The 21,104-nt window shown below is 31.3% G+C and carries 16 protein-coding genes and 2 pseudogenes; 3 read left to right on the forward strand and 15 right to left on the reverse strand.

Annotated elements, in window-relative coordinates; all coding sequences use genetic code 11:
• Window positions 1-85: 85 nt before the first annotated feature.
• Both acnA and EL082_RS06945 read right to left on the reverse strand, forming a co-directional pair.
• A complete protein-coding gene (gene acnA, locus EL082_RS06940; protein WP_002451312.1) occupies window positions 86-2,791 on the reverse strand; it encodes an aconitate hydratase AcnA in 2,706 nt (901 codons plus the stop codon).
• 297 nt (window positions 2,792-3,088) lie between these two features.
• Window positions 3,089-4,732: a glycine betaine uptake BCCT transporter gene (locus tag EL082_RS06945; protein ID WP_023375256.1), complete on the reverse strand. Its 1,644-nt coding sequence runs from the start codon at window positions 4,730-4,732 to the stop codon at window positions 3,089-3,091.
• A 213-nt stretch (window positions 4,733-4,945) separates the two neighbouring features.
• Between EL082_RS06945 and mscL the strand changes: the two genes are divergently transcribed.
• On the forward strand, window positions 4,946-5,302 hold the full coding sequence (gene mscL, locus EL082_RS06950; RefSeq protein ID WP_002466891.1) for a large conductance mechanosensitive channel protein MscL: 357 nt from the start codon (window positions 4,946-4,948) through the stop codon (window positions 5,300-5,302).
• A gap of 74 nt (window positions 5,303-5,376) precedes the next feature.
• On the opposite strand, the pseudogene EL082_RS12215 reads toward mscL, so the two are convergent.
• The 8 genes and pseudogenes from EL082_RS12215 to sosA form a co-directional block, all read right to left on the reverse strand.
• Window positions 5,377-5,961: pseudogene (locus EL082_RS12215) on the reverse strand (SbcC/MukB-like Walker B domain-containing protein); the annotation flags it as partial.
• A 1,672-nt stretch (window positions 5,962-7,633) separates the two neighbouring features.
• A pseudogene (locus EL082_RS12220) lies at window positions 7,634-8,407 on the reverse strand (AAA family ATPase); the annotation flags it as partial.
• A 5-nt stretch (window positions 8,408-8,412) separates the two neighbouring features.
• Window positions 8,413-9,537, reverse strand: a complete 1,125-nt coding sequence (sbcD, locus tag EL082_RS06960) for an exonuclease subunit SbcD (RefSeq protein ID WP_002465846.1) — start codon at window positions 9,535-9,537, stop codon at window positions 8,413-8,415.
• Window positions 9,538-9,644: 107 nt separating this feature from the next.
• Entirely contained in the window at window positions 9,645-10,112 is a 468-nt protein-coding gene (locus tag EL082_RS06965; RefSeq protein ID WP_002465848.1) for a CcdC family protein, read from the reverse strand.
• 708 nt (window positions 10,113-10,820) lie between these two features.
• Window positions 10,821-11,063, reverse strand: coding sequence for a YneF family protein (locus EL082_RS06975; RefSeq protein WP_015365032.1), 243 nt, complete (start codon window positions 11,061-11,063; stop codon window positions 10,821-10,823).
• 216 nt (window positions 11,064-11,279) lie between these two features.
• Complete coding sequence (tkt, locus tag EL082_RS06980) at window positions 11,280-13,268, reverse strand: transketolase (protein ID WP_002466358.1); 1,989 nt, start codon at window positions 13,266-13,268, stop codon at window positions 11,280-11,282.
• A 133-nt stretch (window positions 13,269-13,401) separates the two neighbouring features.
• Window positions 13,402-13,638, reverse strand: coding sequence for a DUF896 domain-containing protein (locus tag EL082_RS06985; RefSeq protein WP_015365034.1), 237 nt, complete (start codon window positions 13,636-13,638; stop codon window positions 13,402-13,404).
• 185 nt (window positions 13,639-13,823) lie between these two features.
• The gene (gene sosA, locus EL082_RS06990; protein WP_002466360.1) at window positions 13,824-14,057 is read right to left on the reverse strand and encodes a DNA damage-induced cell division inhibitor SosA; all 234 of its coding nucleotides are present in this window, start codon (window positions 14,055-14,057) and stop codon (window positions 13,824-13,826) included.
• Window positions 14,058-14,199: 142 nt separating this feature from the next.
• Here sosA and lexA point away from each other — a divergent pair, with 142 nt between their 5' ends.
• Window positions 14,200-14,823 carry a transcriptional repressor LexA gene (gene lexA, locus EL082_RS06995; RefSeq protein WP_002466354.1) on the forward strand — a complete coding sequence of 208 codons (624 nt, stop codon included), beginning with the start codon at window positions 14,200-14,202 and terminating at the stop codon, window positions 14,821-14,823.
• 192 nt (window positions 14,824-15,015) lie between these two features.
• Here lexA and EL082_RS07000 read toward each other — a convergent pair whose 3' ends face one another.
• The 5 genes from EL082_RS07000 to EL082_RS07020 form a co-directional block, all read right to left on the reverse strand.
• On the reverse strand, window positions 15,016-16,041 hold the full coding sequence (locus EL082_RS07000) for a CAP domain-containing protein (RefSeq protein ID WP_019235890.1): 1,026 nt from the start codon (window positions 16,039-16,041) through the stop codon (window positions 15,016-15,018).
• A 13-nt stretch (window positions 16,042-16,054) separates the two neighbouring features.
• Window positions 16,055-17,032, reverse strand: a complete 978-nt coding sequence (gene guaC, locus EL082_RS07005; RefSeq protein WP_015365036.1) for a GMP reductase — start codon at window positions 17,030-17,032, stop codon at window positions 16,055-16,057.
• 156 nt (window positions 17,033-17,188) lie between these two features.
• Window positions 17,189-17,458, reverse strand: coding sequence for a 30S ribosomal protein S14 (gene rpsN / locus EL082_RS07010; RefSeq protein WP_002451298.1), 270 nt, complete (start codon window positions 17,456-17,458; stop codon window positions 17,189-17,191).
• Between the two features lie 195 nt (window positions 17,459-17,653).
• Window positions 17,654-17,803: a 50S ribosomal protein L33 gene (gene rpmG, locus EL082_RS07015; protein ID WP_001831295.1), complete on the reverse strand. Its 150-nt coding sequence runs from the start codon at window positions 17,801-17,803 to the stop codon at window positions 17,654-17,656.
• A gap of 78 nt (window positions 17,804-17,881) precedes the next feature.
• A complete protein-coding gene (locus tag EL082_RS07020; RefSeq protein ID WP_002466353.1) occupies window positions 17,882-19,399 on the reverse strand; it encodes a catalase in 1,518 nt (505 codons plus the stop codon).
• A gap of 206 nt (window positions 19,400-19,605) precedes the next feature.
• Between EL082_RS07020 and EL082_RS07025 the strand changes: the two genes are divergently transcribed.
• Entirely contained in the window at window positions 19,606-21,057 is a 1,452-nt protein-coding gene (locus EL082_RS07025) for an amino acid permease (protein WP_002466366.1), read from the forward strand.
• Window positions 21,058-21,104 lie beyond the last annotated feature (47 nt).

The following is a 21,104-nucleotide window of genomic DNA, read 5'->3' on the forward strand; positions in this document are numbered from 1 at the left end:
ACTATTAACATTACATATATAGTTTAGCATAAAAAAACAGTGCTAACCTAAACGTTAGCACTGTCAAAAGTCACATCTTTTGTGATTATTGAGCTAATTTATTTCTTAATACCATTTGTAAGATACCGCCATGACGATAATAATCTAATTCTACTAATGAATCGAAACGAACCATTGCTTCAAAATCAACAACTTCTCCATTTTCTTTCTTAGCATGAACAGTTACTAAGTCATGAGGTTTAACTGTTTCATCGATATCTACAGAAATTTCTTCTTTACCTTCTAAACCTAGAGAATCAGCTGATTCACCTTGTTTAAATTGTAATGGTAATACACCCATCATTACTAAGTTTGAACGGTGGATACGTTCATAACTTTGTGCAATAACAGTTTTAACGCCTAATAAGTTTGTACCTTTAGCAGCCCAGTCACGAGATGAACCCATACCGTAATCATTACCTGCTAAAACAGCTAAACCAGTACCATTTTCTTTGTATTTCATAGCTGCATCATAGATAGGCATGATTTCTCCTGTAGGCCAGTATGTTGTAAATCCACCTTCAGTACCTGGCGCTAATTGGTTTTTAATACGGATATTAGCGAAAGTACCACGTACCATTACTTCATGGTTACCACGTCTTGAACCATAAGAGTTAAATTCTCTAATTGGAACATCATGGTCTAATAAATATTTACCTGCTGGTGTATCTTTACCAATCGCACCTGCTGGAGAAATGTGGTCAGTTGTAACTGAGTCACCAAATTTACCCATAATACGTAAATCTTTTAATGGTTCAATAGTTCCTGGTTCTTTAGATAAACCTTGGAAGAATGATGGATTTTGAATATAAGTTGAATTTGGATCGAAATCATATAATGGTGCGTCAGTAACGTCGATTTCATTCCACATTTCATTATTTTCGTATACATTTGCATATTCTTCTAAGAATAATTCTGGTGTTACGACACTATCAACAGTGTCTGCAACTTCTTTGATACTTGGCCAGATATCTTTAAGATATACATCTTCGCCATCTTTACCTTTACCGATAGGTTCATTGTGTAAATCGATATCAACTGTTCCAGCTAATGCATAAGCTACAACTAATTGTGGTGAAGCTAAGTAGTTAGCTTTAACTAATGGATGGATACGACCTTCAAAGTTACGGTTACCAGAAAGTACAGAAGTTACTAATAAATCTTCGTCAGCTACTGCTTTTTCAATTTCAGGTAATAGTGGACCTGAGTTACCGATACAAGTTGTACAACCATAACCAACTAAGTTGAAACCTAAATCATCAAGATATTCTTGTAAACCTGAATCTCTTAAATATCCAGTAACAACTTTTGAACCTGGTGCTAATGAAGTTTTAACATAATCAGGTACTTTTAAGCCTTTTTCAATTGCTTTTTTAGCAACTAAACCTGCACCTAACATAACGTAAGGGTTAGATGTATTTGTACATGATGTAATCGCTGCAATTGCAACATCACCAGTCTTCATAGTTGAAGTTCTGCCATCATTAAATTTGATTTCTGCTTTCTTATCAAATTCACTTTCATCTAAACCATGACCTTGGTTTCCAGCTGGTGCTGTAACTGATTTTTCGAATTCAGTTTTCATGTCACTTAAGAAGATTAAATCTTGTGGACGTTTTGGCCCTGATAAAGAAGCTTGAACTGTAGATAAATCTAAATCAATCACTTCAGTATATTCAGGATCTTCATTTTCAACTTGGAAGAACATATTATTTTGTTGTAAATATTCTTTGACAAGTGCAATATGATCATCTTTACGACCAGTTAATTTCATGTATTTAAGTGATTCTTCATCAACTGGGAAGAAACCACAAGTTGCACCATATTCAGGCGCCATGTTAGCAATTGTCGCACGGTCAGCTAATGGTAAGTTTGTTACACCAGGACCAAAGAACTCAACGAATTTACCTACTACACCACGTTTACGTAACTCTTCAGTTACACGTAATGCTAAGTCAGTTGCTGTTGAACCTTGTGGTAATTCATTACTTAATCTTACACCGATAACTTCTGGAATTGGGAAGTATGATGGTTGTCCTAACATACCTGCTTCGGCTTCGATACCGCCGACACCCCAACCTAATACACCAATACCGTTAATCATTGTAGTATGAGAGTCAGTACCAACTAATGTATCTGGGAACGCAGTTTGTTCTCCGTCAACGTCACGAACATGAACAACATTCGCTAAGTACTCTAAGTTTACTTGGTGGACAATACCTGTAGCAGGTGGTACAGCATTATAGTTATCAAATGCTTTTGTTGCCCAGTTTAAGAATTGATAACGTTCATAGTTACGTTCGAATTCTAATTTCATATTACGTTGTAGTGCATCTGGATTAGCATAACTATCGACTTGTACTGAGTGGTCAATAACTAAGTCAACTGGTACTTCAGGGTTAATTTTGTTAATATCCCCACCAACATCATTCATTGCTTTACGTAAAGACGCTAAGTCAACAACTGCTGGTACACCAGTGAAGTCTTGTAAAATAACTCGAGATGGTTTGAAAGGTACTTCACCTTCGTTACCTTTTTTGCCAAATTCTGCTAATTGTTTAATGTGATCATCAGTAATTACAAAATCATCTTCCTGACGTAACACAGATTCTAGTAATACACGGATTGAATAAGGTAACTTTGAAATTTTAGTTAAACCTTGTTCTTCTAATGATTTTAAATCATAGTACGTGTATGATTGGCCATTTAAATCAAATTGTTTCTTTGCTGTTTCTTTAAAATTAGAAGCCATTTGATATCCCCCTTGAATTTCTATATATTTATATGCCTTAGTTAAATTGTATTATTATATGTTTTCGAACACAACTGTATAGGTATATAAAGGAGTCATTTTTCATTTCGCATTTTTAATCAGGTAGTATAAGTAAAACTTATTATGACTCATTTGTACCATAAGTTATTTTTATTAATTGAGAATGGTTATCAATCGCAAGTAATTATTATTTTATATGCTTGAAACATAAAAAATAGCTATCAACAAAATTGTTGATAGCTTTAAATCCACCATTATAGTAGATATTTCATTCAATTATTCTTCTCTTTCACGATTACGTCTAGATTCACGTTTTTCTAAAATATCAGATTCGTAATCCTCTTGTTGATATTTAACATATTCTTCTAATCTGTGTTTATTAGGCGTTAATGTTAATCCTAAGAATTTACGTTCCTTATTAGCATCTTTGTAGAAACTGATCATCATTAATATGACGACAAAGGAGAATGGAAACGCACTAATAATGGCGGCACTCTGAATCGCGTTGAGCGCTTTTGTTCCATCTCCGCCACCAGCTAATAATAATACAAAGGCGATAAGTGCTTGAGCAATACCCCAAGTTACTTTAACCATACTACTTGGATTTAACGAACCAAATGTTGTTTGCATACCTAATACGAATGTTGCTGAGTCAGCTGAAGTAATAAAGAATGAAGCAATTAAAATAAGTGCAATAAATGATAATACGATACCTAATGGTACGTGGTTGAATACACCGAATAATTGTGTTTCTGGAGTCATTTTAAATAACTCTGGATGTTTCTTACCAGTTTCGATACCAAGAACACCAAATACACTGAACCAGATGAAACTAACAATTGCTGGTACTAATAGTACACCAGAAATAAATTCTCTGATTGAGCGTCCTTTTGAAACTCTGGCAATAAATACACCAACGAATGGACTCCAACTTAACCACCAACCCCAGTAGTAAAGTGTCCATGTAGACATCCATTCACGTTTTTGTCCATTTAATGCTGCAGTATCAAAACTATTAAATAAGAATGTATTTAATAAGCTACCAGTTGAACTAGTCATCATGTTTAATATTAAAACAGTTGGTCCAATAATTAATGTAATAATCATTAATAAAGCACCTAATCCGATGTTTAGATTACTTAAATATTGGATACCTTTACTTAGACCAGACCAAGCACTTGCAATAAATAGGATTGTAACTATGACAATAATAATAGCTTGGACCCAAGTTGTATTCGGTACGCCAAATAAATAATTTAAACCACCGTTGATTTGTAATGCACCCATACCAAGTGATACAGCTACACCAACTAAAGTAGCAAATACTGAAAGAACGTCGATGAATGTTCCAATTGGACCTTCAACTTTATCACCTAAAATTGGGCGTAATGTTCTAGATAATAAGCCAGGCTCTCCTTTACGGAATTGTGCATAAGCAAGTGCTAATGCTACAACACCATATACAGCCCATGCATGGAAGCCCCAATGGAAGAATGTTGAACGTAATGCTTCTGTGTAAGCTTCAGTCGTTTTCGGATCGGCATCAGGTGGTGAAGCGAAATGAGACATTGGCTCAGCTGCACCGTAGAATACTAAACCGATACCCATACCGGCACTAAATAACATCGCAAACCAAGAAATAGTATTAAATTCCGGTTTGTCATTTGGTTTACCTAATTTAAGTTTCCCAATTGGACTAAAGATAAGGAAAATACAGAAGAAAACTATAATCGTAGTTAGAATTAAGTAATACCAACCTAGTTTATCTGTTATCCACATTTTGACCTCATTCGTTACTGAGTCAAATTGTGTTGGGAAAATAGCACCAATTAATACAACAATTGCTGCGATAATTGCACTATAGATAAACACCGGAGAAATCTTCTTACCGTTCTTTTCATTAGAAGAAGAAGAATTCATAATTAATTACTCCCTTCATATCTATTATTAAATTTTCAATCTAGTAAAACTAAAATATTCTTTTTTTATCTTAAAACATTTAATTTTACTAAAGCACTACTATAGGATAACAAACGTCCTATTTAGAATCAAATTTGATTAAATTTCCTATTTGCTAAATTAATTATATGTTGTATAATGGCTTTTAAATATTGTTTAGAAAGGACTATTTAAATGCTTAAAGAATTTAAAGACTTTGCGTTAAAAGGCAACGTATTAGATTTAGCTGTAGCCGTTGTTATGGGGGCAGCTTTCAATAAAATCATTTCTGCATTAGTCGAATACATCATCATGCCATTGATTGGTAAAATTTTCGGTTCAGTCAATTTTGCAGAAGATTGGGCTTTCTGGGGAATTAAATATGGTTTATTCATACAATCAATAATTGATTTCATAATCATTGCTTTTGCATTATTTATCTTTGTAAAAATTGCAAATACTTTAATGAAGAAAGAAGAACCAGAAGAAGAATTAGAACAAAATACGGTTCTTTTAACTGAAATTAGAGACTTATTAAGAGAAAAACATTAATAATAATATTAAATCGATTTATCAACTTACAATCAAAAGTTGATAAATCGATTTTTTTATAGAGACATTTCACTTTAATTCCATTTGAATTTTGTCATACTTTGATACTGATTTGATGTTACCTCTAAAATAAGTGGTATTCTTTGTTTTAATTCACTAACATGAGAGATAATACCTACCATTCTTCCCTTCGATTTAAGGTTTACTAGTGTATCAAGTGCAGTTTCAAGTGTTTCTTGATCTAATGTACCAAATCCTTCATCAATAAACATTGATTGAAGAGAGATTCCGCCCGATTCTTGTTGAACAATCTCACTTAATCCTAAAGCTAGCGCAAGCGATGCTTGGAATGTTTCTCCACCCGATAGTGAACTAATATGTCTTGCTTTATTAGAATAAAAATCAAAAACATCTATTTCTAAACCACTAAACCCTTGAGATAAAGCTTCTCTTCTTTGCAATTGATATCTTTGACCACTCATAGTAGCAAGTCGAATATTAGCTTGTGCTATAATTTTTTCTAAATAGTAAATTAGTACATAGTTTTCTAATGTTAATTTTTGACTGTTTTTACCAGATAGAATTTCTGCAAGATTAAATATATCTTGTTGCTCTTTCAACTCCTTGTTTAAATACTCGATATGAGATACAATTTCATCTACTTTTTGTTGGTTTAATTTCAGTTGATATTCTAATGTGGCAATTTCATTAGTTACATTTTCAAGTTTAGCTTTAAGTTCTGATAGAGTTTTTTTGAATTTCTCCTATATCATCTAATTTTCTTCCTGCAACTAACTTTTTAAGTCTGCTTATTTCCAATTCATTCTTATGGATTTGTTTATCATATTCTTTAATTTCATTCTCTATGTCTTCTTTTTCATAAACAATTTTAATTATATCCTGAACTTGTTCAATAGAATCTATATTTAAACGGTTCATTTCAGCATCTAATGCTTGTTGTGTTTGTTTAATTTCCTCTTGAATATCATTTTTAGTTTGCTTATGATGATGCAAGTTATTTTCTTCTATGCTTAGTTTTTGAATAATTTCATTTCTATTTTGTTTATGATTTTCAAGTAATTTTAAATAATGATCAACATTACTTTTTAACTTTTTAAAATATGTTTCAAACTCATCTATTTCATTATACTGAGTAGTTGATTCAAAATCATTGATACGTATCTCACATTGTTCAATTTTAGATTTTGCATTTTTAATTTCATTTTCAATTTCAAACGATTCTTGACGTTTTTGTTCTACCTTTTTATTTGTTTTTAAGATAAATTCATTTTCCTTCTGTTGTTTTTCTTTTTCTTCTTTCTTTCTATTGATTTTAGAATAAAGGGTTTTTATATCCGGCATGGTATTTTCATCTACATGAATATTGTTTATTTGCTCCGTTAAGTGATTTAAAGTACTTTCCAATTTAGCTTTATCGATATTCATTTCATTAAGCTCTTTTTGTAATGATTGAATTAAATTTTGCTTTTTATTAATACTATCAAAATCAATATGTTGTCCTAATGAAGTAATTTCATTCCCGCAAATCGGACATGTATCTCCAAGTGACATGACTTGTTGAAGTTGTTCAACTAAAGTTTCTTTGTTATTCAAATTAATTTCTGTCTTATCTATTTCGGACAACTTATTAGATAAGTCTTCTATTTCAATACATTTTTGATTATAGGATGTCTTAGTGTCATTCAACTTAGAGGTTAATTCTGCTTTAATTTTCATATCATTTTTAAGCTTTTCTGCTAGTTCTAGTTCTTTTTCAATATTGAAAATATCCTGACTCAATTGTTCAACATAACTATAGTTAATTTCTTTTGATTTAATAGCTTCATTTAGTTTTAATAATTCATTTTCTATTATTTCTCTATTTTCATTTAAATCTACGAGTTGCGATATCAATCGTTCTTTGTCTTTATAACTATTTAAATAGAGAGTCATATTGGTATAAAAAGTATTAGTTTTTTCCAAATAGGCTTTTTCTTTATTGATAGATTCTTCTTGTTCAGATAATTGATTTAATTCTAATTGATTTTCTTCTTTTTCTTTTATTAACTTGTTAATTTCTTGACCAACGATTTCTATCAATTTTTCTGCTTGATTTAACTTTTTATTGGCCGCTTCATTTCTATCTAGTAATAGTGATAATGGTTTAATTTCATTAATCTTATTTAATCTCTCACGTTGTTGATTTATATTATTTTCCTTTTGCTTAAGTTGCTTTAATGTACTTTCACTTTTATTTAACTCATTTAAATTTAATTCTAACTCTTTATTATCACTGAGCTTTTGTTCTACTTTTTCAATTTCATTTTCATTATTTTTCTTTTGTTCATACTTTTTTCTCCCTATTTTTTTACCAAATTCATTAAACCTATGTAATACCTCAATGATTTTGTCTGTTTGATGTACATTGATACTTTTTAATTCTTCTAACTCATCGTTTTCAAAAGTATGGAGATCATTCCATAATCGTTCAATGTTTTTATATCTTTCTTCAATTTGGATTTTTTCATTTTTAACATTTTCGTTTAATTGTTTTTCAATTTCTTCAAATCGTTCACTATTAAAGAGTGTTCTTAAAATCCCTTGCTTTTCTTTACTATTAGATAATAAGAATTTTTTAAATTCACCTTGTGGCAAAATAAATAACTGTCTAAACTGTTCAGCATTAACACCAATTAAGTCGATAATAAATTGATTACCTGCATTTACCATACTTTCCCTTAAATCAAATTCGTTTTCTATATACTCGAAAACATTTAACTTTGCGGGCGTTTTGGTTGTATTACCTTCTTTAATATAAGGACCAGTACGAACTATTTTAAATAGTTTATGATTAAGTTCAAATTCGAACGTCACTTGCATTGCTGAATTACCATCTGCAAAATGACTTCTTAAATCATTCTCTTTTCTATTTTTAGTTGAAGCTTCTCCATATAATGCATATGCGATGGCATCAAATATCATTGTTTTACCGGAACCAGTCTTACCACTAATTAAGAACAATTGATTTTGATCTATATTTCTAAAATCTATTGTTTCATTTAAGAAAGGACCAAAATTGTTCAACTTTAACATCATTGGTTTCAAGGTAATTAATCTTCCTTTCTCATCAAATCATTAATAATTTGGTTAATTTTCTTTTCTTGTATATCACTTAATTGCTCATTGGTTATCGTTTTATAAAAATGATTAATAATTGAAAGATCATCTTCTTTTTTGATTTCTATATGTTGAATTGCTTCATGGTACTCAAACGTTTCGTTTGTTAATGCTAATGTATTAGGATAGATTTGTTTCAAATTAATAATCGGATCTGAAATATGAGCCATGTTTCTTAATTTGAAATGGATATAATTATTCTTATTTGATACGTTTGCCTTTTCCTGTATGACGTCTTCATAATCCCCTGTGACAATTTCTAATTTTCTCATTGGTTCTATTGGAACAAAATAATCTTGAATATCATTTTTATGATTAAACTTAACTACTCGATAACCTTTAGGTTGTCCAACTTCTGAAAAAGAATATTGAAGTAATGAGCCACTGTATTTAATAATGTCCTCATTAATACTAAATGGATGATGTAAGTGACCTAACATTACAAAATCAAAAATATTAAATGATTTTCTTTCTACTGTTTCGACAGTACCTATCGTTAATGGCCTTTCTGAATCTGAAGTCTTACCACCTTGTACAGTTAAATGGCCAATCAAAATATTAATTTCATGAGGTTGTAGCGTTTCTGACATAGAACTTATACACTTATCTAATGCTTGTTGATGCGTTTGAATTGAATCATCTTTAAAATAATGTTGCACTTCAGCAACTGTTGCAAAAGGTAATGTGTAAAAATTGATGCCATTTATATGAATTGGTTGTGTCATACTTTCAAGTTGAGTTCTTATATATAAATCGCTATGTTCGAACCAACTCGCACCATAATTCAAACGTTCTTTTCCATCATGATTCCCACTAATTAAAATAATTGGAATTTTCATATCAATATTTAACGTGGCAATCGTCTCTTCAAATAATTTAATCGTTTCTTTACCAGGATATGTAGTATCGTATAAATCTCCTGCAATAACGATCATATCTGGTTTTTCTTCTTTCATTCGATCTATAAATTGTTCTAATACATATCTTTGATCTTCGAGTAGTTGTTTACCATTTAAAATTCGACCTAGATGCCAATCTGCTGTATGGATTACCTTCATCTTTATACCTCCGAATAGAACGTTTGTTCGTATTAATCATATTACTTTTCAATATATATTTCAAGCAAAAAGCCACTCATCTAGGTAGATAAGTGGCTTTTATATATTTAATGAACAATAGATTTTTTTACTTTTTTGTACTTGTAATACATCGCTAATCTCCATGGTACTATCATACAAAATGCTAATAAGAAAAACATACCAGCAATTTCTCCTGGATCAATTTCATTACTAATGAATATTTTTATAACAGTACGTATAACTAATAGTGATATCAAAATAATTGGAAACGCCTTTGATCGTTTCATATAAATCTCACTACCTTTTACTTCAAAACGAGATGTCCAAATTAAAACTGTAGAAAATAATACACCTAAGACTAATGATTCTAGTATCTCAGTTCCCGTCAATCTGAAATATGGTATTACATACATTAAAGCACCTGTTGCCATGAAAAATGGTGGTAAAATAATTTTCTTTTCATTGACTGGAAAATTTTGTGCTTTCATACGAATCACAATAACAACTGCACCCATCAAGAATGCAAATACAATTGAAAATATTAAATATGCCACTGTTACACCTTCTCATATATTCTAAACTACAATACTCTTTTTTAATCACGTGTTAGTATATCATTAAACGTATATATTTTCATAGCTTTTAATTTAATAAATAGGTATCCCAATATCAATCAATTTAACACCTTATTTTATTTATGATTTCTTATCAATAATTGAACCGTTATAACCTTATAAAAATGAAGACACTACGCATTTGTTAACTTATATTTTTAGTTCTATTTTTACTGTTATTCATAAAGATAGTTTCAAAATAATGATTAAACTTTACTGATACAAACTACATTTCAAATGACTATTCATTTTCACTCAAAACACATCATTTATAGTAAATTAAATATCCTAGCCTCCAGAAAAAGAATAATAATAGAACCATTATGATAACTGTTAATAATAATTGTAACACTACATGCACTTTTAGCCGATTACCAATAATTGAAACAATTATTACTGATAAAAATGACGCGATACCTAATTTGATACTATCTGGTTCTAAATTCAAAATAAACACCTCACATTAAACTTAACGATTAATGTTGGATGCCTTAACGATAGACTTAATAATTCTTCTAATCCTTTCAATATTATAAATACATTTCAATTTTAACTGAACATTTGGTTATTTTATTTAATAGAACAATCATAACTAAAAATAAAAAGGATTAAGACAGAAATTTATAACTGCCTTAATCCCTTTTTATATTATTTCTTTTGACCTTTCATACCTTGGTCCATGTTTTTGTTCATCATAGTCATCATTTGATTGATTTTCTTTTGAGAAGGTTTTTGACCCATTTGCATCATCATCATACGTAGCATTTCTTCATTAATAGGTGGGTTTTTTTTCAAATAGTCCATCATATATTTTCTAGCTAAGAAGAAACCACCAACTAAACCTGCGATTAATGCTATTACAATTAAGATAATTGCTAACCATGTTGCCATTGTTTCACCCACTTTCTTTATCCTAATGAATTTTACTAGATTCAAATATTTATTTCAAGACAAATTTAAGACTTAAAATAATGCACATCAAAAATCATAACAAATTTTCTAATTTTATTAAACGTACTTTATAAATTATTTTATTATTTAAAAACGAAGCCTGGGACATAAATTAAATGTCTCAGGCTACAGCAATATATTTAAATCAACAATGAATTAAAATTCACGAATTTGATTTAAAACATTTTCTTTTGTAAATCCATATTTTTCAACAACTAAGTCGCCAGGAGCACTTGCACCAAATCCATCGATACCAATCACTTTACCTTGAGTACCAACATATTTATGCCAACCTAATGTTGATGCCATTTCAATAGCAACACGTTTAGTTATGTTTGAAGGAATCACAGATTCTTTGTAGTCTTCTGATTGTTGTTCGAATGCGAACCAGTTTGGCATAGAAACAACTCTAACGCCTTTACCTTGTGCGTCTAAATCTTTAGCTGCTTCAACCGCTAAACTTACTTCAGAACCAGTTGCTAATAATAAATATTCAGGAGATTCTTTAGATTCATAAACTACATAAGCACCTTTACGCACGCCTTCTTCTACTGTTTCTTCTGGAACATCTAAAGTTGGTAAGTTTTGACGTGTAAGTACTAATGATGTAGGTGTACTTTCAGATTCTAGAGCAACTTCCCAAGCAACTCTTGTTTCGTTACCATCTGCAGGACGAATCACATTCATGTTAGGAATTGCACGTAATCCAGCTAATTGTTCAATTGGTTCATGCGTAGGACCATCTTCACCTACTGCAATTGAATCATGAGTAAATACAAATGTTGAATTTAAGCCCATAATTGCTGATAAACGTAATGCAGGTTTTAAGTAATCACTGAAAACAAAGAAAGTTGCTCCATATGGATGTAAACCACCGTGAGCTGCCATACCATTAACGGCTGCTCCCATACCAAATTCACGAACACCAAACCAAATATTTTTACCGTCACGATTATCTTTATCGTAATCTTTAGCATCTTTAACATTTGATTTGTTTGAACCAGCTAAGTCTGCAGATCCACCAAAGAATGATGGCACGTGCTTACTTAACGCTTGAATAACTTCACCTGAGTCAGCACGTGATGCTGCATTATGATCTGCATCAAATTTAGGTAGTTCTTTTTCATAGTTTTGTGGTAATTTACCACTTATTGCTAATTTGAACTCTTCAGCTAATTCTGGATAAGCTTTACTATATTCTTCAACTTTATTTTTCCAATTTTCTTCATGCTCATTAGCACGTTTCAACATTGTAGAGTTGAAAATATCGTACACTTCTTGCGGTACATTAAAACGTTTTTCAGGATCTAAACCGTATGCTTCTAATGTTAATTTACGTTCATCTTCACCTAATGGCGCACCATGTACACCGTTAGTACCTGATTTGTTTGGAGATCCAAATCCAATGACTGTTTTAACTTCAATAATAGTTGGTCCTTGTTGAGATTTAGCTTTATTAATTGCGTTATCTATTTCTTCTAAGTCATTGCCATCTTTAACTAAGATGTAATTCCATCCATATGATTCAAAACGTGATTGTGTTTTTTCAGAAAATGCTTTGTCTAAATCACCATCTAATGAAATATCATTTGAATCATATAAAACGATTAATTTGTCTAATTGGTTATGGCCGGCAAATGAAGCTGCCTCATGTGAAATACCTTCCATTAAGTCGCCATCTGACGCAAGTACATACGTATAATGATCAACTACATTGTAATTTTCTTTATTAAATTTACCTGCTAAATGACTTTCTGCTAATGCCATACCTACAGACATTGCAAAACCTTGACCTAGTGGACCCGTTGTTACTTCTACACCATCAGTATGTCTGAATTCTGGATGACCTGGTGTTTTAGAATCCCATTGTCTAAATTGTTTTAGTTCATCCATTTCTAAGCTACCAGATACATGTAATAAGCTATATAATAACGCCGAGCCATGTCCAGCAGATAATACAAATCTATCTCTGTTAAAATAATCTTTAGATTGGGGATTAAAATTTAGGTGTCTTGTCCATAGTGTGTATGCCATTGGTGCTGCACCCATTGGTAAACCAGGGTGACCTGAATTGGCTTTTTCTATTGTATCGATACTTAAAGCACGAATCGTATCGATTGCTAATTGATCTTCTTTATTAAACATTATATTTTCTTCCCTTCTTCAAATAATACCTCAAATTAATTATAACTTATTTTAATATAAATTCATAAAGAAAAATCTGAAAAATCCCTCAGTTTTTCTATTAAAATAAATCTAAAATGATAAAATTTCACGCTTATTTTTCTTTCTTATTCTGTTGAATTTTCTTTAATTTTTCAGGAGTAACATCAGTACCCTCTGGATCTATCACTTTAGTGTTTTCTAATTGCTTTTTGAACCCTTCTCTAAATGAATCAAGATATTGTTTTCTCAACTTAGATTGCTCTTTGGCTTCTTCGTTGGTTAAACCTTGTTCTTTCTTCTTTTTAGCTAATTCATTAATTCTATCAATATTTAAATCATTTTTAGACATTCAAATTCCTACTTTCATATCAATTATTGTTCAATTATATCCATAGTTAATTTCTAACCTTATATCATATATTTTTATATTCTTATAATAATATAGCGTTTATAAACCTTCCATAGAATATAACAAAAAAATGAGCATAACCAAATCGTTACGCTCACTTTTACTTTTTTATTCTATTTTAGTGTTTAGTGGGCTAATGCGAACATAGACCCAGATTTATGTTCGCTGTTCCCGTTATTATTAGGTGTTTGATGTTCATTTTGGTTAGCATTCTGATGAATTTCATGATCTGTCATTTCGTACGTTTGTTCTGAATGTGCGCTTTGATTAACACTTAAGAAGAATACTAAAAAGATAAGGCAAGATACTAAAAATACTGCTATATATGTTAAAAATGTCTTTGTTTGTTTTGTTAACATGAATCTCACTCCTAGAACGTTTGTTTGTATTTATAATTTAACAGAACAGATGTTCCATGTCAACACTTTAACGAACAAACGTTTGTTATTTACTATTAGAGATGCTATAATAAACTTAAATAAAACTAGGGAGTGCCTATATATGAGAGAATTAACGAAAAGACAAAGTGAAATATATGATTACATTAAGCAGATTGTTCAATCAAAAGGGTATCCACCAAGTGTTCGAGAAATTGGTGAAGCAGTAGGATTGGCTTCAAGTTCAACTGTTCATGGTCACTTATCAAGATTAGAAGAAAAAGGCTATATTAAACGTGACCCTACTAAACCTAGAGCAATTGAAATTGTTAGCGAACAATTAAATGATAATATTAGTATGGAAGAAACAATTCATGTTCCTGTAATCGGTAAAGTAACTGCAGGTATTCCAATTACTGCTGTTGAAAATATTGAAGAATATTTTCCATTGCCTGAACATTTAACTTCCACACATAATAGCGATATTTTTATTTTAAATGTTGTTGGAGACAGTATGATTGAAGCGGGTATTCTTGATGGCGATAAAGTTATCGTTCGTAGTCAAACAATCGCAGAAAATGGCGATATTATTGTTGCGATGACAGAAGACGATGAAGCGACAGTTAAAAGATTTTATAAAGAAAAGAACCGTTATAGATTGCAACCCGAAAATAGTACGATGGATCCAATTTATTTAGAAAATGTTATTGTAGTTGGAAAAGTAATCGGTTTATATAGAGAAATGTAATCATATTTTATCCTCATAACCCCCTATATATATAAAAAGGATTAGGCATCATGCCTAATCCTTTTTATTTTGATTCTTGTTCAAAACTTCTTTTACTTTTTCTAAGATATCAGGTTGTTGTTTTGATTTAGTTGACATTCTATCTACTTCCTTACAACTAATTAGTACCCCAACATATATTGTTTTAAACGATTAACCAGTATAATTTTCGGTCCAATATGGTTGTCGTTGATCATTAAAATCAACGCCGACGCCTAAAGTTGAGAAGCTATCATTTAGTATATTTTTTCTGTGCCCTAATGAATTCATTAGTCCTTCGTGAGCGTATATACTATTTTGTTGTCCATAGGCTAGATTCTCACCTGCGGCATTAAAGTCATGGTGATCTGCTTTCAATCGATCAAATGGTGATTTCCTCTTTAAATCTGTATGATCAAAATAATTATTTTCCACCATATCTTTGCTATGCTTTCTAGCAGTATTAGAAATGGATTTAGAATAACTTAACGTTGATAATTGTCTTTGTTTTCTCTCTGCATTAACAATATCAAAATCTTGTAATTCAAAGCTTTTTTCCAAGGATTTAGAAGGTGCACCATATTGCTCTTGAAGTCTATTTTCCATTTCATCACTTACTTGATATAACGCTGTGACACCATTCTGTTCATGTTTATCATAGAAGACAGTAGTATATATATGCTTTTTGTGAAAGACGTCATATTCATCGTTTTGTATTTCAAACCGCTTATTCCCTTTTTTCATTTCATCAATAGGTTTACCTAAACGATCTCTCACCTTATTTTTAGGGGTCGCATATTTTATTTTAGATTGCGAAGAGATTAAGTTTTGATTAGTGTACATACCGTTTACTCTATCTTTAATATAACTAATCATAACGAATTGGTTATAATCATCATCGTAATACGTATACCAATGTGTGCCATATTCATTAGAAGTGATGCGTCGTGCTTTACCTAATTTATCTTCCACTTCTTTTTTTGACATATTCATTTGAATATTATTTATGGCAAATTCTTGTTTATTCGGAACATCCAAACTTATATCTTCTTCATTAGAATCTCCAAATGCCCAATGATCTATCTGTTGTCTAACTTCTAATTGAACTTTTTCTAGTGGTTTCCATTCATTCAATGGCAGAAAAATGACTAAACATAAACATGCGACAAAAAATACGAGAAACTTTTTAATTGTAGTCACCTACCATAAGATACTAGTCTCTATCTCCGTTAAAAATTGAATTTCTAACAATGACATAATCTACAGTGCGTAGTGATTTTAAATCTTTTCCACCCGCATAAGAAATAGAGCTTTGTAAATCTTGTTGCATTTCTCTTAAAGTATCTTTCAATGACCCTTTATGTTCTACAAACATCTTTTTGCCTTCAACGTTTTTATGTTCGCCCTTTTGGAATTCAGAAGCACTACCAAAATATTCTTTATAGCGTTTACCTTCTAGCTCAACTGTTTCTCCTGGTGATTCTTCGTGAGCTGCAAAAAGTGACCCAATCATAACCATTGATGCACCGAAACGAATTGATTTAGCAATGTCACCGTGTGTTCGTAAACCACCATCGGCAATAATAGGTTTTCTAGCTGCTTTACTACATAAATTAAGTGCAGCTAATTGCCAACCACCTGTACCAAATCCTGTTTTAATTTTAGTTATACAAACACGACCTGGTCCAATACCTACCTTCGTTGCATCTGCACCGGCATTTTCTAATTCTCTAACGCCTTCAGGTGTACCTACGTTACCAGCTATAACAAATGAATTAGGTAAATATGTTTTAATGTGTTTAATCATATTAATCACAGAATCAGAATGTCCATGTGCAATATCAATTGTTATATATTCTGGTGTTAATTGTTCATTTGCGAGTTGTTCAATAAATTCAAATTCTGATTTTTTTACACCAACTGAAATAGATGCAAATAAGTGATTGCTTTGCATTTTTTTGATAAACGGAATTCTAGCTGCTTCATTGAATCGATGCATGATATAAAAATAATCGTTTTCTGCAAACCATTGCGCTAATTCTTCATTCATAACTGTTTGCATGTTAGCTGGTACAACTGGAAGTTTAAATGAACGTGGTCCAAATTGAATTGAAGTATCACATTCAGATCTACTTTCAACAATACATTTGTTCGGTATTAGTTGTATGTCTTCATAATCAAATATTTTCATATTAATCTAAAAGCCCCTTTATAAAACAATATATTTTGGGATAAATAGCTAAAATCCGAATAATCAATTTAAAATCAGTTACTTTATTCAGAAAATATTATCCTTACTTACTTTACATTGTTTTATTGTTCTTGTAAATGGACTTTAGTACGAGTTTTACCAACTTGATTTTTTCACGCCAGGTATTTGACCTTTATGAGCATGTTCTCTAAATGCAATACGTGACATTTCGAACTTTCTTAATACACCTCTTGGTCGTCCAGTCACTTTACATCTACGTGTTAAGCGTGTAGGTGATGAATCACGTGGTAATTTTCTTAAAGCTTCATAATCACCTTTTGCTTTAAGTTCTTTTCGTAATTCAAAATATTTATCTACTAATTCTTGTCTCTTTTGTTCTTTTGCAATTTTTGATTTTTTAGCCATTTCTTTTACCTCTCTTTTTTATAAATCGTAATTATTACGTTTTATATAATAACACGTATTATGATTTTTGCAAACGTGAAATTTCCCTAGCTAAATAAAATGTTAATTTTCATGATTAAGCACAAAAAAAGACCTTTTTCGATTAAGAAAAAGATCTTTTCGCATTTCAAATTGTCATATTTGAAAGATAAGTGATTATTTAGTTTCACGATGTAACGTATATTTGTTTAATCTTGGGCAATATTTTTTCATTTCAATACGCTCAGGATTATTTCTTTTATTTTTAGTAGTGATATAGTTACGATCGCCACATTCTGTGCATGCTAATGTGATATTTACGCGCACGTTCAACACCCTTTCTAGTTAGGAATACTTACGATTTAAAATTCTATCATATAAATCTTCAGTGCGCAATCTTAACTTTTAATTTTTAAAATTCTCATAAGTTTCGTCTTGCTCACCTTCTAAATCGATTGAATTAATATCAATACCTAATGCTTTAGCAACACCTTTACCATAATCTGGATCTGCTTTATAGCAATGGCGAATATGTCGTCTTTTAACATCCTCTGTTACACCATCCATCGCATTGGCTGTATTAGTAAAGATTCTCTCTTTCGCTTCATCAGATTGTAATCTAAATAACTTACCTGGTTGTTCAAAGTAATTATCATCATCTTGACGTTGATTATATTCATAACCATCACCATCAGCTGGGAATGGCGGCTTTTTAAATTCAGGTTGGGAATCATAAACACCTTGATTATTTGGATAATAATGAGGTCCGCCACCTTGGTTATCATCTAAAATACGCATTTGGCCATCACGACTAAATGGACATAAATTTTCAATACCTACACCTTTAGGTTGGTTAACTGGTATTTGCCAATGGTTAACTCCTAATCTATAACGTTGCGCATCACCATAAGAGAATAAACGACCTTGTAACATTTTATCTGGTGAATAGTCTAAACCAGGAACGATGTTTGTAGGTGCAAAAGCAGCTTGTTCAACATCTTGGAAATAGTTATTAGGATTGCGGTTTAATTCAAATTCTCCAACTTCAATTAATGGATAATCACCATGATACCAAACTTTTGTTAAATCAAATGGGTTATCTTTATGATTTCTAGCTTGTTCTTCTGTCATTACTTGAATATACATTTTCCATTTAGGATAATCACCATTTTCAATCGCATTAAATAAATCTCTTTGTGAAGAATCACGATCCGTAGCAATCACGTTAGCCGCTTCTTCATCTGTTAAATTTTCAATGCCTTGTTGTGTTCTGAAATGATATTTAACCCATACGCGTTCACCTTTATCATTGTACATAGAATATGTGTGTGAACCGAATCCATGCATATGTCGTAAATCTTTTGGAATACCTCTATCTGACATTAAAATTGTCACTTGGTGTAATGCTTCTGGTAATCCTGTCCAGAAGTCCCAGTTATTTTGTGCACTTCTCATATTCGTTCTTGGATCTCTTTTAACAGCTCTATTTAAGCTTACGAATAATTTAGGGTCTCTAAAGAAGAATACGGGCGTATTATTACCAACTAAATCCCAGTTTCCATCTTCAGTATAAAATTTTAATGCAAATCCACGAATATCTCTCTCAGCATCTGCTGCACCTCTTTCACCAGATACAGTAGAAAATCTCGCGAACATTTCAGTTTGTTTACCGACTTCCGAGAACATTTTAGCACTTGTATACTGAGTAATATCATTAGTTACGGTAAATGTTCCAAATGCACCGGAACCTTTAGCATGCATACGTCTTTCAGGAATCACTTCACGATCAAAATGTGACATTTGCTCTAAGAAGTAAATATCCTGCATTAAAAGTGGACCTCTTGGACCAGCAGTCATACTATTTTCTCTATCTGACACGGGTGCGCCGAATAAACCTGTTAACTTACCGTCTTGTTTAGACATCAAATTTCCCTCCACACAAATTAGAATTATTATAATATAGTATCCATTATAAAGTATCCCCTCTTTTAATGAAACTTAAACCCCTTATCTCAACCGAATTATCAGAAAATTTTTAAATTTTACTTTAAAGTGCTAAATTACTATTGAATAGTAGGTCTAAAAGAATTAAAATGATGGATATATTTAAAATAGATGGGAGACAGTATATGGAAGATAATAATATGAAAAGAGGTTTAACCTCCAGACACATAACCATGATTGCTATAGGTGGCGCAATTGGAACTGGTTTATTTGTGGCTACAGGAAGTGTCATTTCTGAAGCTGGTCCTGGTGGCGCTATCCTTGCTTACCTCTTAATAGGTATCATGCTTTATTTCTTAATGGCGTCTATTGGTGAATTAGCTACTTTCTATCCAGTATCTGGTTCATTTAGTTCTTACTCTACTCGATTTGTTGATCCATCACTTGGTTTTACCATGGGATGGTTATATTGGGGAATGTGGACACTTGTAACAAGTGTAGACGTCATCGTTGCCGCAAATGTATTAAAGTTTTGGCATGCTTTTAATTTCTTTAGTCCCTTAGCTTGGAGTTTGATATTTATTACGCTACTTTTACTACTAAATATCTTCTCTGTAAAAGCTTTTGGTGAAACAGAATTTTGGTTATCACTCATTAAAGTAGTCACAATTATTGTATTTATAGTTTTTGGTATTTTGATGATTTTTGGTATTTTAGGCGGACATTCTTATGGATTTGAAAATTATACTAAGGGACAAGCACCTTTTGTAGGTGGTATCTCAGGTATTTTAAGTGTTTTATTAGTTGCTGGCTTTTCTGTTGGTGGTACAGAAGTAGTTGCAGTCACAGCTGGAGAATCAAGTGATCCAAGCAAATCAATGCCTAGAGCGATCAAACAAGTATTTTGGAGAATTTTATTATTCTATGTATTATCTATAGCTGTCATCGCTGCAATCATCCCATATACTGATCCATTACTATTAAATGAAAGTCAATCTGTTACTCAAAGTCCATTTACAATCGTATTTGACCGTATAGGTATTGCTTTTGCTGCCTCAGTCATTAATGCAGTTATTTTAACTTCACTATTATCAGCAGCGAACTCAGGTATTTATACAACAAGCAGAATGCTTTATTCATTAAGCGTTGATAAACAAGCACCACAATTTTTCAACAAATTAAATAAAACTACTAAATTACCGATTAGATCAATTCTAACAACTTATTTATTAGTAGTAGCTGTAGTAATATATGCTAATTTTAATTCTAATGCTGTATTTAATTTATTAAATATTATTGGTTCGATGGTTATCATCATTTGGGGTTCTAGTATATGGGCACAAATTAGAGTGCGTCGTGCTATTAAAAAACAAGGTAAAGATGCTAACGAATTATTACCTTATAAAGCACCATTTTATCCATTCGGACCTATAGTCGTAATTGCTACATTATTATTCTTATTATTTGGTAGTTCATTCGGAAGTATTGCTTCAGGTGATTGGATTAGTGTTATTAGAAACTTTACGCCTATTCTAATCCTAGCAATTATCTTCTTTGTGCATAAAATGATTAAGAAAACGAAGTTTGTCAAACTTGAAGAAATGGATTTAAGTTCTCATATTTTCAAAAATAATTAACCGTTATAAATAGAATTACACCTTTCGATTGATTTGTTTAACTAATT

Source organism: Staphylococcus warneri, from assembly GCF_900636385.1.
Taxonomy (GTDB): domain Bacteria; phylum Bacillota; class Bacilli; order Staphylococcales; family Staphylococcaceae; genus Staphylococcus; species Staphylococcus warneri.

What these genes read in the sequence shown, in the direction of transcription:
- EL082_RS06975 (WP_015365032.1), bottom strand. Translation starts at nt 11,063, where the DNA reads ATGGCAACATGGTTAGCAATTATCTTAATTGTAATAGCATTAATCGCA.
- guaC (WP_015365036.1), bottom strand. Translation starts at nt 17,032, where the DNA reads ATGAAAATATTTGATTATGAAGACATACAACTAATACCGAACAAATGT.
- lexA (WP_002466354.1), top strand. Translation starts at nt 14,200, where the DNA reads ATGAGAGAATTAACGAAAAGACAAAGTGAAATATATGATTACATTAAG.
- rpsN (WP_002451298.1), bottom strand. Translation starts at nt 17,458, where the DNA reads ATGGCTAAAAAATCAAAAATTGCAAAAGAACAAAAGAGACAAGAATTA.
- EL082_RS07025 (WP_002466366.1), top strand. Translation starts at nt 19,606, where the DNA reads ATGGAAGATAATAATATGAAAAGAGGTTTAACCTCCAGACACATAACC.
- tkt (WP_002466358.1), bottom strand. Translation starts at nt 13,268, where the DNA reads ATGTTTAATAAAGAAGATCAATTAGCAATCGATACGATTCGTGCTTTA.
- sosA (WP_002466360.1), bottom strand. Translation starts at nt 14,057, where the DNA reads ATGTTAACAAAACAAACAAAGACATTTTTAACATATATAGCAGTATTT.
- mscL (WP_002466891.1), top strand. Translation starts at nt 4,946, where the DNA reads ATGCTTAAAGAATTTAAAGACTTTGCGTTAAAAGGCAACGTATTAGAT.
- EL082_RS06945 (WP_023375256.1), bottom strand. Translation starts at nt 4,732, where the DNA reads ATGAATTCTTCTTCTTCTAATGAAAAGAACGGTAAGAAGATTTCTCCG.
- EL082_RS06985 (WP_015365034.1), bottom strand. Translation starts at nt 13,638, where the DNA reads ATGTCTAAAAATGATTTAAATATTGATAGAATTAATGAATTAGCTAAA.
- EL082_RS07020 (WP_002466353.1), bottom strand. Translation starts at nt 19,399, where the DNA reads ATGTCTAAACAAGACGGTAAGTTAACAGGTTTATTCGGCGCACCCGTG.
- acnA (WP_002451312.1), bottom strand. Translation starts at nt 2,791, where the DNA reads ATGGCTTCTAATTTTAAAGAAACAGCAAAGAAACAATTTGATTTAAAT.
- sbcD (WP_002465846.1), bottom strand. Translation starts at nt 9,537, where the DNA reads ATGAAGGTAATCCATACAGCAGATTGGCATCTAGGTCGAATTTTAAAT.